Raw genomic sequence first — 14,467 nt, 5'->3', positions numbered from 1 at the left:
CAGTCAGTTCTTAATAATACTTTCGGCGGGTAGAATATGTTGCGACTGCTAACAGCGATGCCGCATTGGAATCATTGCGCTTTGCAGATAGCGGATAGTTGGACAAGCTGATCCAGGTTGCCGCGCGGGGTAATACTGCAATGAAGCTGTTTGAAAAACTCTTCCGTCCCCGTCCGCCGATTCGCGACCGCGAGGCGCTCGCGGACTTCATCGACGCCCAATCGGCATTCATCGTGCAGAAGGGAATCTACGAATATTCCCGCGCCCGGGCAGGGCATTATTCCAAGGTGCTGTTTGCCGAGGAGGGCTTTGCCAGGTCGGTCGAGCGGGCGCGCTGGCAGGCGTTTCCGCTCGGGCTGTCGATGGTCGGCGAAACGGTAGATGTCGTATTGCGTCCGCACGCCGGGGATGAGCGCCGGCCGGTGCTCGACCAGATCATCGCCGTCGTCCTTTCGGTGTTCGATCGCTATCCGGTGCCGCCCTCGATCGGCGAGGCCGCCTGGCAGGAGGCGCGGCGCGAACTGGCGCATCGGCTCGACCTGGTCGGCGGGCACGCGCCCAAGCGGGTGATGGACATTCCCGAACCGCTCGCCGAGAGCTACTTTGCCATGATGCCTATCCACGAAAAGCTGCGCGGGCGCGATTTCCAGACCACTCGCAACTACCTGCGTGTCAGCCTGTGCAACATCCATGACGAATTGGCGGACCGCATCGATGCGGCCGCGGTGATCGGTGCGCTTTTGAAATAGGACCGTCCGAAGCCTGCCGATGCCGGGACCGTGGAGCGGCGTTGGAGGGGGCGGCGGGCGCGAGCGGGAGGGGTCGATGGACAAGACGGCCGGCGGGGCCCTGCTTTTGTCGCTCGACGCCGTTGTCATCGATACGGAGACGACCGGGCTCGATCCGCGCAAGGCGCGGGTGATCGAGCTCGCCGGGGTGCGCCTCTCGGCCGGAAAGCTCGCGGCCGGCGATACGTTTCGCCAATTGCTGCGGCCGGCGGGGGAATCGATTCCGGCTGCGGCCACCCGCATTCATGGCATCGACGACGCTATCGTCGCGGGCGCGCCGCCGTTCGCGGAGGTCTGGCCGGGCATCAAGGCGTTTCTCGGCGGATCCGTCGTGATCGGCCACACGGTCGGGTTCGATCTGGCGGTCCTCAAGCGCGAATGCGACCTGGCCGGCATTCCCTGGTCGCGGCCGAGAACGCTCGATACCCGGCTGCTGGCGCAGATCACCGCCCCCGAATTGGCCGGTTATACGCTGGACCAGCTCGCAGGCTGGCTCGGCGTCGAGACGGCCGGTCGGCACTCCGCGCTCGGCGATGCGCTCATAGCCGCGCGGATATTCCTGGCGCTGGTGCCGAAGCTGCGTGAGCACGGCATCCGGACTGTCGCTGAAGCCGAACGCGCCTGTCGGGCACTCACCGCCGTGCTCGACGATCAGGTGCGCAGCGGCTGGATCGACGCTGTCGACGCCACCGCCCGCGTTGATGCCGAGGAGACGCTGCAGCGCTTCGACAGCTATGCGTTTCGCCATCGCATCCGCGACATCATGCGCACGCCCGCGATCTTCGTCTCACCGGATACCAAGGTCGGCGAAGCGCTGGCGCGTATGACGGACGAGAAGATCTCGGCGGTCTACGTCCACGGGCCGCAGCCTGAGCCGGAGATCAGGGCGGCTGACGCGGGCATTGTCACGGAACGCGACGTGTTGCGCGCCTTGGCCCGGGATGGCGCCCCGGCGCTGCAACGGCCGGTCGCTGAGATCATGAGCCAGCCGCTGGCGGCGGTCCCGTCGGAAGCGTTTGTCTACCGCGCTATCGGCCGGATGAATCGTCTCAAGACCCGACATCTCGGCGCCGTCGACGAGAAGGGCTGCGTGATCGGCGCATTATCGGCGCGCGATCTGCTGCGCCTGCGCGCAGGCGAGGCCATATCGCTCGGCGACGAGATCGACGCCGCCGCCGACGCGCATGCGCTGGCGGCGGCCTGGGCGCAGTTGCCGCGAGTCGCGGAATTGCTTCTGGCGGAAGGATTGTCCGGCCGCGATATCGCCGAAGTCATTTCCCGCGAACTGGGCGCTCTTTCTCGCCAGGCCGCGGTGATCGCCGAGCGGATCATGCGGGAGAGCGGCCGGGGCGAGCCGCCGTGCGAGTATGCGCTGCTGGTGCTCGGATCGGCCGGACGCGGCGAGAGCTTGTTGGCGATGGATCAGGACAACGCCGTGATCTTCGCGCATGGCGAGCCCGACGGCGAGGAGGATCGCTGGTTTGCTGAACTCGGGACGCATGTTGCCGATATCCTGCACGAGGTCGGCGTGCCCTATTGCAAGGGCGGCGTCATGGCGAAGAACGCGCTTTGGCGCGGCTCGGTGGCAACATGGCAGGATCGCGTCGACAAGTGGATCACGCGTTCGAGTCCCGCCGATCTATTGTCCGTCGATATCTTCTTCGACCTGCGGGCGGTTCACGGCGACGGCAGCCTTGCTGTCTCGGTGCGTCAGGCGGCCTTCGCGGCGGCCGAAGGCCAGGTCGCGTTTATCAAACTGTTGCTCGAGAACGTCAGCGTTCCGGCGAGCCTGAAATTTTTCGGCGGGATCCGCACGGTCGCCGGCAGTATCGATCTCAAGGCGGCCGCACTGTTCGGTCTCGTTGCATGGGTGCGCGCGATGGCCATTCGCTATCACGTCATGGAACGGTCGACGTCGGCGCGACTGGCCGGCGTGAAGGCGAGGGTTCAGGCCAGCGAGAGCGATCTCGATGCGCTTGGCGAAGCCCAGCGCGTCTTCATCGATCTCATCCTGTCGCACCAGCTTGAGGACATCGCCCACGGCATCCCACCATCCAATGCGGTTGCCGTGAAGCGATTGTCGGGCCGCGACCTCGCTCGGCTGCGTACGGCACTTGCTGCGGTTTCCACCATCGATGAGCTCGGCCGAGACCTCCTGTTCAGGGATTGACGCAGCCCGTCCTCCGACAGCGAAGCATTTTCTCCAAGTTCCCTGTTGGGCTCGGCGGCGCAGCCCGGTCCTCGGTCATTCATTTTTTGCGTTGCACCATTCACAGCAAACGGCGTCGATTAACTGCTTTTGCGCGACGCGGGAAAGGTTGCCTTGCAAGTCGCTTCCCGACAGTGGACAATCAAATTGCTGTCAATCAGCAACGACTTGCATGCTTTCCCGACCTCCTGTCGGCCCGGAACAGATGATTGCTGCTGCCAATACCCACCTCGTTATCGCCGATGACCATCCGCTGTTCCGCGACGCTCTGCGGCAGGCGGTTGCCAGTGTCGTGGCTTCGGCCGCCGTCAGCGAAGCCGGCACGTTCGACGAACTCACCGCGCTGCTCGAGCGCGATTCCGACGTCGACCTGATCCTGCTCGATCTCACGATGCCGGGGATTTCGGGCTTCTCGGGGTTGATCTATCTGCGCGCGCAATACCCGGCTATCCCGGTGGTGATCGTGTCGGCCAGCGACGATGCGGCCACGATCCGGCGGTCGCTGGATTTCGGCGCCTCCGGCTTCATTCCCAAGCGCTTTGGCGTCGAGACGCTGCGCGACGCCATCATGAAGGTGATGGAGGGCGACGTCTGGGTGCCGCCGGACACCGATCTCTCCTCGGCCAGCGACCCCGACATGACGCGGCTGCGCGACCGCCTGGTGACGCTTACCCCGCAGCAGGTGCGGGTGCTGATGATGCTGTCGGAGGGGCTGCTCAACAAGCAGATCGCCTACGAGCTCGGCGTGTCGGAAGCGACCATCAAGGCCCACGTCTCGGCGATCCTGCAGAAGCTCGGCGTCGAAAGCCGCACGCAGGCGGTCATTGCGGCCGCGAAAATCTCCGGCGGGCAGTGGCGCCAGGGCACGCCGACGGGGTGATGACCGTAGGATGGGTATCGCTGCGCTCCACCCATCCTACGGTCTCGCAATGACGGCAGCTACTCCGCCGCCACCATCTGTTGCGCGCGCCACTGGCCGAGCAGGGCACGGAGCGAGGCCGGCTTGACCGGCTTGTTGAGGATCGCGATGTTTTCCTCGCGCGCGGCGGCGCGGACGTTCGGGCTGCGATCGGCCGTGATCAGGATGGCCGGAATATTTTCGCCGAAACGGCGGCGGATTTCGCGGATCGCGGCAACGCCGTTGCCGCGGTCGAGATGATAGTCGACCAACAGGCCGGTCACGCCGTGGCCGGACGATTCGATCGCGGCGATCGCGGCTTCCGGGTCAGCAACCGCGATCACCTCGGCGTTCCAGGCCGTCAGCAGCGTCTTCATGCCATCGAGGATCGCCGGATCGTTCTCGATGCAGACGATCAGGGCGCCGCTCATCGGCGTCTTCGACAGCGGCGTTGCGCTCGTCACGGCAGCGGTATGGTTGATCGCCTTGGCGATCGGCACGGTCACCGAAAACACCGAGCCGCCGCTGGCATTGGCGTCGATCGCGATACCGTGGTTGAGCACGCGCGCCAGCCGCTCGACGATCGATAGGCCGAGACCCAGGCCGCGGGCGATCCGCGCGCCCTGATCGAGGCGGTGGAACTCCTTGAAAATCTCGCCACGCTTCATCACGGGAATGCCGACGCCGGTATCGTAGACGGCGATCTGCAGGGATTGTCCGTGGCGGCGGCAGCCGACCAGCACGCGCCCGCGCGGGGTGTATTTGATCGCGTTGGAAATGAAATTCTGCAGCAGCCGCCGCAGCAGCGAACGGTCGGATTGCACCGGCAGCGAGCAGGGGACGAAGGTCAGCTCCAGCCCCTTGGCGCGGGCGATCGGCGCAAATTCGATCTCCAGCGAGCGCATCAGGTCGGCCATCTTGAAGCTTGAGATTGAGGTCGTCATCGCTCCCGCATCGAGCCGCGAGATGTCCAAGAGCGCGCCGAGGATCTCCTCGATCGCCTCCAGCGAGTCGTCGATGTTCTCGACCAGGCGGGAATCCTCGCCGCCGTTCTGCCGCTCGACCAGGCTCGTCACATAGAGCCGCGCCGCATTGAGCGGCTGCAGGATGTCGTGGCTGGCGGCCGCCAGGAAACGCGTCTTCGAGATGTTGGCGTCCTCCGCGGTGCTCTTGGCCTGCGCCAGTTCGGAGTTCAGGCGCGTCAACTCCTCGGTGCGGTCGCGCACGCGCTTTTCCAGCGTCGCATTGGCGCGCTCGAGCGCCTCGGCGGCCTCGAAGCTCGGGGTCACGTCCGAGAAGGTGATAACGAGGCCGCCCCCCGGCATTCTGTTGGAACGGACCTCGATCACCATATGGCGGTCGGCCAGGCGTTCCAGATAGGGCTCGCCCTCGGTGGTGTAGGCCTCCAGCCGCCGCTGCAGCAATGTATCGGGATCGCCGGCGCCGGACGCGCTGACCGCGCCCATGAATTCGAGGATTTCCTGCAAGGGAATGCCGAGCTGCACGAGGTGCGGCGGCAGCGCCAGAATTTCACCGAACTGGGCGTTCGAGCAGATCAGTTGCAAATCCGCATCGAACACCGCGATACCCTGGCGCACATGGTTCAGCGCGGTCTGCAGGATCTCGCGGTTGAAATGCAGCGCGGCGTGGGAATCGTCGAGCAGCTTTAGCGCGGCCTTGGCGGAGACGGTGCGCTTGCGCAGCAATAGCGACATCACGAGGCGCGACGAGGCCGCCCCGATCGAGGAGGCGATCAGGCGTTCGGCGTGCTGCAGCAACTCGAAATCGGCGGGTGCGGCTGGATCGAGATTGCCGGGACGGCCGGCGGCAAAGGCCTCGAAAGCATCGCGGGCGCGGTCGGGGCCGAGATATTGCGCGACCGTGTTCCGGATGTCCTGCACTGTAACGGTGGTACGCCAGCGCCGGAAGGTCGGCGCAATCGGCGCCAGCGTGGTCGGTACGAACAGATCCGCCTGCAGCCGCTCGATCGACGACGGCTGGCGCGCGAGCGATATCACGATGTAGGTCAGGATGTTGAGCGAAAGCGACCAGAGCACGCCATGCATCAGCGGCGGCAGATCGGCGCCGAATAGCGCTCGCGGACGCAGCGCCTCGATGCCGAACGGTCCCTGTTGCAGCAGCAGCAGGCCTGTGGGATTGCCCTCCAGGAAGCTCGGCAGAAACAGCGTGTAGGCCCACACGGCCACACCGACCAGCATGCCGCACATGGCGCCGCGCGCCGTGCCCTGGCGCCAGAACAGGCCGCCGAAGAAGGCCGGAGCCAGTTGGGCAAGCGCTGCGAACGACAACAGGCCGATTGCCGCGAGCTGCGTGTTGCCGAGCGCGCGATAGTAAAAATACGCCATCACCATGATGGCGAAGATTGCAAAGCGCCGGATCCGCAGCAGGAAGTCGCCGAAATCCTTGCCGCCGTCGCGCGTCGCCGGGCTCCGCTGCAGCACCAGCGGCAGCACGATGTCATTGGAGACCATGATGGAGAGCGCGACGCATTCCACGATCACCATTGCGGTCGCGGCCGACAGGCCGCCGACGAATACGGCGATGCTGAGCAATGGAGAGTTTGCCTCGATCGGCAGCGCCAGCACATACATGTCGCTGTCGACGGCGCCGAACGGGAAGGTGACGAGACCGGCGATTGCGATCGGGATCACGAACAGGTTGATGGCGATCAGATAGAGCGGAAACAGCCAGCGGGCGCGATTGACCTCTTCGGGGCTGGAATTCTCGACCACGCTGACGTGGAACTGGCGCGGCAGCAGCATTATCGCGCAGAACGACAGCAGCGTCATGGTCAGGAAATTGCCGATCGACGGCACGTAGCTGATGGCGCGCACCGCCTCCGGCGTTTTCATCGCGCGTTCGATCAGCTCGACGGGCGTGAACATCCAGAAGGTAACGAAGGCGCCGGCGGCGAGAAAGGCCACCAGCTTGACGATCGATTCGGTGGCGATCGCCAGCATCAGGCCGTGCTGGTGCTCGGTGGCATCGGTCTGGCGGGTGCCGAACAGCACGGCGAATGCCGCCATTGCCAGCGTCACGACCAGCGCGATGTCGCCAATCAACGGAATCGACGAGAACAGCTTGTCCTCCGTCAAGATCGTCTCCAGCGACGATGCCACGGCCTTGAGCTGCAGGGCGATGTAGGGCACCGAGCCGACGATCGCGATGACGGCCACGGTGGCGGCGACCGCCTGGCTCTTGCCGTAGCGCGCCGCGATGAAATCGGCGATCGAGGTGATGTTCTGCGATTTGGCGAGCTGGATCACGCGCCGCAACAGCGGCGTGCAAAGCCCGATCATCAGGATCGGCCCGACATAGATGGCGAGGAAGTCGACGCTGGTGCGGGTGGCGAAGCCGACCGAACCGAAGAATGTCCAGGACGTGCAATAGATCGCCAGCGACAGCGGGTAGATCAGCATGCTGGCGCGGCCGCGCTGGCTCGGCGACAGGCGGTCGCCGTAGCTCGCGACGACGAACAGCAGTCCGATATAGGCGAACGCGGCGGCGATTACGCCCCAGTCGTGCAGCATCGCTGCGGGTCTCCCTCTCCCGGCGCTTGACGCGGACGCGTGTTCTTCACGTCAGCCGGGACGCTCGTAAACGCCATGGCCGGAAGAGGTGAATATAGACGCTTTGGGCCGGCAGCGCACGGCGCCACGGCCCAATTCGAAGGGATTAGGGCGGGTAGGGTTACTCGGCCGCCAGCGATTTCTGTCTCACGGGCAGCCCGAGGCGTTCCCAGACCTGCAGCAGCGCTTCCGCGAGCCGATCGATCAGGCCGTCATCGTGGTAGGGCGAGGGCGTGATCCGCAGCCGCTCGGTGCCCTTGGCGACTGTCGGATAGTTGATCGGCTGGATGTAGATGCCGTGCTCTTCCAGCAGGATATCGGAGGCCTGCTTACACTTCTCGGGATCGCCGACGAACAGCGGCACGATGTGGGTGTCGCTTGACATGACAGGCAGTCCTGCGGCGGTGAGGATTGCCTTGACGCGGGCGGCGCGGTCCTGGTGGCGCTCGCGCTCCCAGTTCGAGGTCTTCAAATGCCGGATCGCAGCCGTTGCGGCCGAGCAGATCGCCGGCGGCAGGGCGGTGGTGAAGATGAAGCCTGGCGCGTAGGAGCGAACCGCGTCGATGATCTCGGCATTGCCGGCGATATAGCCGCCGAGGCAGCCAAAGGCCTTGGCGAGCGTGCCTTCGAGCACGTCGATGCGGTGCATCACGCCGTCGCGCTCGGCGATGCCGCCGCCGCGCGGGCCGTACATGCCGACTGCATGGACCTCGTCGACATAAGTCATGGCGCCGTATTTCTCGGCGAGATCGCAGATTTTCGAGAGCGGCGCGACATCGCCGTCCATCGAATAAAGGCTTTCGCAGGCGATCAGCTTGGGCCGGTCGGGGCCTGCAGCGATCAAAAGTTCCTCGAGATGGCCGAGGTCGTTGTGGCGGAAGATCTGGCGCTCGCAGCCGGCCTGGCGGACGCCTTCGATCATCGAGTTGTGGTTCAGCGCATCAGATAGAATGAGGCAGTTCGGAATCAGCTTTGCGATCGTCGAGATGCCGGTCTGGTTCGACACATAGCCCGAGGTGAACAGCAGCGCGGCTTGCTTGCCATGCAGGTCGGCCAATTCCCGCTCGAGCTGCACCAGCGGATGATGGGTGCCGGCGATGTTGCGGGTGCCGCCGGCGCCGGTGCCGACGCGGGTCGCGGTCTCGACCATGGCGCCGACCACTTTCGGGTGCTGGCCCATGCCGAGATAGTCGTTGGAACACCAGATCACGACGTCGCGCTTGCCCTTCGGCGAGTGCCAGACCGCATGCGGGAACCGGCCTGCGATCCGCTCGAGGTCGGCGAAAACGCGGTAGCGCCGCTCGTCATGCAGGCGGTTGAGGGCGACGTGGAAGAATTTGCTGTAATCCATCACAAGACCTGGAACGGAACCGGCCGTATTGGCGTCGGGCCTTTTTAGAGCCTTTCCAGCTTTGATGTCTATGCGAATTCCCACATTTCGGCGCGCCTCCGGGACGCTAGTCAGGTTGGGTGAAAATTGATCTGGATCAACGCGCTAGATGCGTTTCGCAGGCGTGCCCGCGGCGCGGTGATCTGCGGATTGGACAAGCGTGGCTAGCGCCTCGGCCAGCGCCGCCGCGGCGGCTGCCGGGCGGGCTCTTTCAAAGATCGCGAATTCAAGATCGGGCAGGGGCGGTAATCCATCGGAGACCCCGAGAACACGCAGGCCATTCGTGATCGCGCTGGCCGGAAGCGGCGTGATGGCAAGGCCGGCCAGCGCCGCGGCGCGTACTCCGGTCAGGCTGGGGCTGGTGTAGTTGATCTCCCAGGATGCATCGCTACCGCGCAGTGCCCGCAGCGCCGCCTCGCGCGATACCGAGCGTTCGCGATAAAGCGCCAGCGGAAGCGGCGCGCCGGGAACGAGATCGAACGTCTCAGCGGCCGCCCACAACAGCGGTTCGCGCCAAGCCAGGCGTCCGCGCGACGTGCCGAGCGGACGCTTGGCAAGCGCGACGTCGAGCCGTCCCCGGTCGAGCAGTTCGATCAGTTCCGAACTGACGCCGATCTGCACTTCGAGCTTCACATGGCGGTGCAGGCTGGCGAAGCGGCCAAGCGCCGGAGGCAGCGATCCGCCGGCCACCTCCTCGACGGCGCCGAGGCGCACCGTGCCGGAGAGCTGCGGCGCGGTGAGACGATGACGCGCCGTCTCCTCTAGCTGCAGCAGCCGCCGCGCATCGCCCAACAGCATCTCGCCGTCATCGGTCAGCGCCACCGCGCGCGTGGTGCGGCGGAATAGTGGGCGTTTGGCCTCGAGCTCCAGGCGCTTGATGTGCTGGCTAACGGTGGATTGCGTGAGGTGGAGTTGCTCGGCCGCACGATGGAAGCCGCCGCATTCAGCGACCGCGACGAAGGTTTTGAGCAGGTCGAGTTCGAGCACGGTAATTGATCGATATTTGCGATCAGTCATATTACGAAATATTGTTTTTATAATCAATTGGTCGCCCCTACGTGTCGCTCACCGGCAAGCCGGAGAGATCAAACGGAAGGGCTGCAACCATGTTGGAACAACAAAACCCGCGATCGGCCAATCGCCGCGAGCGCCTGGCGCGGGCGGTGTCCATCTGCGGTGACAGTGGAAAAATCTGTCCGCCCGGCCGTGCGACCGAGCTGCTTGAAGCGCTCATCGAACCCGGCGACCGCGTTGCCATCGAAGGCGACAATCAGAAGCAAGCCGATTTCCTCGCCGCGGCACTTGCCAATGTCGACCCGGCGCGCGTGCATGATCTGCACATGGTGCAGTCGGTCCTGGCACTGCCCGACCATCTGGCCGTGTTCGAGCGCGGCATCGCGAGCCGGCTCGACTTTGCCTTTGCCGGGCCGCAAAGCCGCAAGCTTGCCGAGCTGGTCGGCACAGGCGCGCTGAAGATCGGCGCGATCCACACCTATCTCGAGCTCTATGCCCGCATGCTGGTCGACCTCAAGCCGCGCGTTGCGCTGATCGTCGCCGACAAGGCCGACCGGCACGGCAATCTCTACACCGGCCCGAACACCGAAGACACGCCGACGATCGCGGAAGCGGCTGCTTTCCGCGGCGGTATCGTCGTGGCGCAGGTCAATCAGATGGTCGACGTGCTGCCGCGGGTCGACATCCCCGGCGACTGGGTCGACGTTGTCGTGCCTTCTCCAAAGCCCTACGCGATCGAACCCCTGTTCACGCGCGACCCCGCCAAGATCAGGGAGCAAAACATCCTGATGGCCATGATGGCCGTCGCCGCGGTCTACGAACCCTATCAGGTGCAGCGACTCAATCACGGGATCGGCTACGCCACCGCGGCGATCGAACTCATCCTGCCGACGTTCGCCGCCTCGCGCGGATTGAAGGGCACGGTCGCGAAACAGTTCGTCCTCAATCCGCACCCGACGCTGATCCCGGCGATCGAGGCCGGCTTTGTCGAGAGCGTCTACTGCTTCGGCTCCGAACTCGGTATGGAACGCTACATGTCGAGCCGACCGGATGTTTTCCCGGTCGGTGCGGACGGCAATCTGCGCTCGAACCGCGCGCTGGCCCAGGTCGCCGGGCAATATGCCTGCGACCTCTTCGTCGGCGGTACCCTGCAGATCGACGCTGAGGGTAACAGCTCCACGGCAACGAAGGACCGGATCACCGGCTTCGGCGGCGCGCCAAATATGGGCGCCGATGTGCGCGGACGACGGCATGACAGTCCGGCCTGGTTGCGCGCGGGAAGGGAGGCCGGCGAAACCATACGCGGGCGCAAGCTTGTCGTGCAGATGGTTCAGACCCGGCAGCCCAATGGCGAGCCGAGCTTTGTCGAACGGTTAGATGCGTTCGACTTGGCGGCGGCCGCGGGCCTCGCATTGCCGCCGGTGATGATCTACGGCGATGACGTCACGCACGTCATCACCGAGAAAGGCGTCGCAAATCTCCTGCTTTGCCGTTCGGCGGAGGAACGCGCTGCGGCGCTGCGCGCCATCGCCGGTGACACGGAATTCGGGCGCGCGCGGTCGGCCGACGTGGCCGAGGATTTGCGCAAGCGCGGCATCGTGATGCGGCCATCCGATCTCGGCATCGACATCACGACGGCAACTCGCGATCTGCTCGCCGCGCAGACGATCGACGACCTCGTCACATGCTCCGGCGGCCTCTACGAGCTGCCGGCGAAATTCCTTCGGCCGTCAGTCGCGAAGCCCGCAACGGCCGATGTCCGGGCAAAACCGGCGATCCACTCCGCAGAAAGGATAAAGTCATGAAGAACGCCCGAACCGGCAGTTTTCGCGACGCGCAACCGGGGTCGTCCTGGCTGGAGCGACTTCGGATTTCGCTCGGCCTCAGCAGCAGCGCCGACGCCGGATCGGCGCGCGATGCGATCGTGCCGCTTGATCAGGCGAAACGGCTCGCGGCAGCCTTGCTGTCCGAACGCGGCGAAGCCTCCGGCGCGGTGGTCGCGCGCGAGCTCCACGACGCTCTGCGGGACCTCGAAGCCGACGATCGCCGCCGCTTCCATCGCTATCTCGCCACCAACTTCCTGCCCGATGCCGCGGCGTTGCGGGCGGCCGCGCAAACCTATCTTGCCGGTGCCACGGCCGAGAGCGCGGCGCGGCTGGCGCAAGCAGCCGATCCGCCGCGGCAGGAACTGTTGCGGCGAATGAACATGGCACCCGGGGGCACCAGTGCGCTCGTCGCGATGCGCAAGGAGTTGGCGGCACATCTCCGCGACGAGCCGGTCCTGAAGTCGCTGGATGGTGATCTCAAGCATCTGTTCGCATCCTGGTTCAACCGCGGCTTTCTCGAACTGCGCCGGATTGACTGGCAGTCGCCGGCGGCGCTGCTCGACAAGCTGATCGCCTATGAGGCGGTGCATGAGATTCAGGGCTGGGACGATCTGCGCCGGCGCCTGGCGCCCGATCGGCGCTGCTTTGCTTTCTTTCATCCGGCACTGCCGGGCGAACCCCTGATTTTTGTTGAAGTCGCGCTGGTCGAGGGGCTCGCTGGAGCGGTGCAGCCGCTACTTGTCCAGGACGGCGACGACAATGCCGCGCGGCAGCGGGCGCGGCGCGCGGACACCGCGATCTTCTATTCGATCTCGAACTGCCAGGACGGCCTGCGCGGCGTTTCGTTTGGTAATTTCCTGATCAAGCAGGTGGTCGAGGAATTGAAGGCCGAGCTGCCGCATTTGACCCGTTTCTCCACCTTGTCGCCGGTGCCGGGCTTTCGACGCTGGCTGACCGGCACGCTGGCGGACGCGAGCGAAGCCGAGGCTGCGGCATTGGCCGAACTCAAGACCGACGCATGGTGGCGCGACGCGTCGCGGAGCGAGGCGCTGCGTCCCTGGCTGATGCACCGTTGTGCGACCTATCTGACACGCGAGGTCTCATCGAAGCCGCCGATCGATCCGGTCGCGCGCTTCCATCTCGGCAACGGCGCGCGGCTGGAGCGCATCAACTGGCTCGGCAATGCCGCGCCGCGCGGCATCGAGGAATCGTTCGGTATCATGGTCAATTACCTCTACGACCCCGGGACGATCGAGGCCAACCACGAGACCTTCGCCCATGATGGAACGGTGGTACGGTCGCCTGACGTCGACGCGCTGCTAATAGCCCGGCAACGCCGCCAATCGTCCGCTTTCATCTAGCGCCTGAGTAGGGGAGCCCGTGTCCGTCAGGTCGAGTTGCAAAAGGCGGCAGCGCAGGCCGGCCGCTCAGGTCGTGCGGAATCGCAGCACGCCGTCGCTGACTTCACAGGTCAGGCGTCCTTCGACCAGCATGTAATTGACGTGCGCGACCAGTTCGCCGGCGGCAAAGCCCATCTGGTGCTCGTCCAGCACGTGCTTGTGGAACACGACCGGCACCAGGTCTTTCGAGGTCTGCGGCACTTCCTGGCAGGCCTCCGCGATCAGCCGGCAACGGTCCTCGTGGTGGTCGGCAAGCTGCTTGATGCGCGTCTTCAGCCCGTAAAACGGCACGCCGTGGCCGGGCAGCACCATCACGTCGTAAGGCAGCGTCGTGGTGAGGCTCGCCAGCGAAGCCAGATATTCGCCAAGCGAGTTCTGGTCGGGCTCGACCGCCCAGACGCTGACGTTTGGCGAAATCTTGCTCAAGACTTGGTCGGCCGACAGGAACAGCTTGTCGGCGGCGCAGTACAGCATCACCTGGTCGAGCGCATGGCCGCCGCCGGTGATCACCTTGAAACGGCGGGTGCCGATCACGACTTCGTCGCCATGCGAGATGCGGCGGTAGGACGGCGGCAGCACCGAAACCCGCTTCAAATAGTCCTGGCCGCGGCCGAGCAATCTGTCGGTCAGGCCCTCGTCCATGCCGTGGCGGCGGAAGAACAGCCGCTGTGCGTTGCGCCGCTCCTCGGTGCCGCGGTTCTGGTGATAGACCGATTGCAGGTATTCGACCTGCGACATCTGCAGCGGGCAGTCGAAGCGTTCGACGATCCACCCGGCAAGACCGACGTGATCGGGATGCGAATGGGTGACGATCAGCCGCGTGATCTTCACATGCCGCAGCGGCCCCTCGAACAGGGTGGTCCAGGCCGCGATGGATTCCTCGTTGCCGAAGCCGGAATCGACCATCGCCCAGCCATCGCCATCGGCGAGCAGGTAGATGTTCACGTGGTTGAGCCGGAACGGCAGCTTGAGCCGGACCCAGAGCACGCCGGGCACCACCTCGACGACCTGATCGTGGCCGGGATGGTTCTCGAAGGGGTATCGCAGTGCCTCGGCCGAGGACTGCACCGTATCGGTTTTCGAATGCATGCTACCGGCTTAGCGGTAGAGGCGGCGCCGCGCTAGCCGAAAAAAGCGGGGCGGGGATTGGGCAAAGGACATAGTTTGCCGGCCAGCGCGCGGAATTAGGTAGCCCGGATGGAGCGCAGCGCAATCCGGGAACGGTCGTTTCGCTGTTGGATAGCCCCGGATTTCGCTGCGCTCCATCCGGGCTTCTGTAACGGGCCTTAGTTAGTCAATCCCTTTTTGCGCTGTCCACCTGCCGGGCACTTGCTTCTGTACGGGATCGGCAC

The 14,467-nt window shown here is 65.1% G+C and carries 9 protein-coding genes; 5 read left to right on the top strand and 4 right to left on the bottom strand.

The window, feature by feature from the left end:
* Positions 1-140: 140 nt before the first annotated feature.
* The 3 genes from IVA95_RS14535 (at position 141) to IVA95_RS14525 (ending at position 3,877) form a co-directional block, all read left to right on the top strand.
* The gene (locus tag IVA95_RS14535; RefSeq protein WP_247511099.1) at positions 141-749 is read left to right on the top strand and encodes a hypothetical protein; all 609 of its coding nucleotides are present in this window, start codon (positions 141-143) and stop codon (positions 747-749) included.
* 76 nt (positions 750-825) lie between these two features.
* On the top strand, positions 826-2,958 hold the full coding sequence (locus IVA95_RS14530) for a DUF294 nucleotidyltransferase-like domain-containing protein (protein ID WP_247511098.1): 2,133 nt from the start codon (positions 826-828) through the stop codon (positions 2,956-2,958).
* A gap of 247 nt (positions 2,959-3,205) precedes the next feature.
* On the top strand, positions 3,206-3,877 hold the full coding sequence (locus IVA95_RS14525) for a response regulator transcription factor (RefSeq protein ID WP_247511131.1): 672 nt from the start codon (positions 3,206-3,208) through the stop codon (positions 3,875-3,877).
* Between the two features lie 59 nt (positions 3,878-3,936).
* Here the strand turns inward: IVA95_RS14525 and IVA95_RS14520 are convergent, their stop codons facing one another.
* From IVA95_RS14520 to IVA95_RS14510, 3 genes are all read right to left on the bottom strand, one after another.
* A complete protein-coding gene (locus tag IVA95_RS14520) occupies positions 3,937-7,446 on the bottom strand; it encodes a PAS domain-containing hybrid sensor histidine kinase/response regulator (protein WP_247511097.1) in 3,510 nt (1,169 codons plus the stop codon).
* A 160-nt stretch (positions 7,447-7,606) separates the two neighbouring features.
* Complete coding sequence (gene hemA / locus IVA95_RS14515) at positions 7,607-8,836, bottom strand: 5-aminolevulinate synthase (RefSeq protein ID WP_247511096.1); 1,230 nt, start codon at positions 8,834-8,836, stop codon at positions 7,607-7,609.
* 144 nt (positions 8,837-8,980) lie between these two features.
* A complete protein-coding gene (locus tag IVA95_RS14510) occupies positions 8,981-9,892 on the bottom strand; it encodes a LysR substrate-binding domain-containing protein (protein WP_247511095.1) in 912 nt (303 codons plus the stop codon).
* An 89-nt stretch (positions 9,893-9,981) separates the two neighbouring features.
* On the opposite strand from IVA95_RS14510, the gene mdcA reads away from it, so the two are divergent.
* Positions 9,982-11,694 carry a malonate decarboxylase subunit alpha gene (gene mdcA, locus IVA95_RS14505; RefSeq protein WP_247511094.1) on the top strand — a complete coding sequence of 571 codons (1,713 nt, stop codon included), beginning with the start codon at positions 9,982-9,984 and terminating at the stop codon, positions 11,692-11,694.
* On the top strand, positions 11,691-13,076 hold the full coding sequence (locus IVA95_RS14500; RefSeq protein ID WP_247511093.1) for a malonyl-CoA decarboxylase: 1,386 nt from the start codon (positions 11,691-11,693) through the stop codon (positions 13,074-13,076). The genes mdcA and IVA95_RS14500 overlap by 4 nt, the downstream gene beginning before the upstream one ends.
* Before the next feature lie 66 nt (positions 13,077-13,142).
* On the opposite strand, the gene IVA95_RS14495 is transcribed toward IVA95_RS14500, so the two are convergent.
* Positions 13,143-14,204: an MBL fold metallo-hydrolase gene (locus tag IVA95_RS14495; protein WP_247511092.1), complete on the bottom strand. Its 1,062-nt coding sequence runs from the start codon at positions 14,202-14,204 to the stop codon at positions 13,143-13,145.
* Between the last annotated feature and the right edge of the window lie 263 nt (positions 14,205-14,467).

It is taken from the genome of Bradyrhizobium sp. 157, from assembly GCF_023073815.1.
Taxonomy (GTDB): domain Bacteria; phylum Pseudomonadota; class Alphaproteobacteria; order Rhizobiales; family Xanthobacteraceae; genus Bradyrhizobium.
The sequence above is the reverse complement of the archived record's forward strand: the minus strand, read 5'-3'. Positions and strand labels throughout refer to the sequence as shown.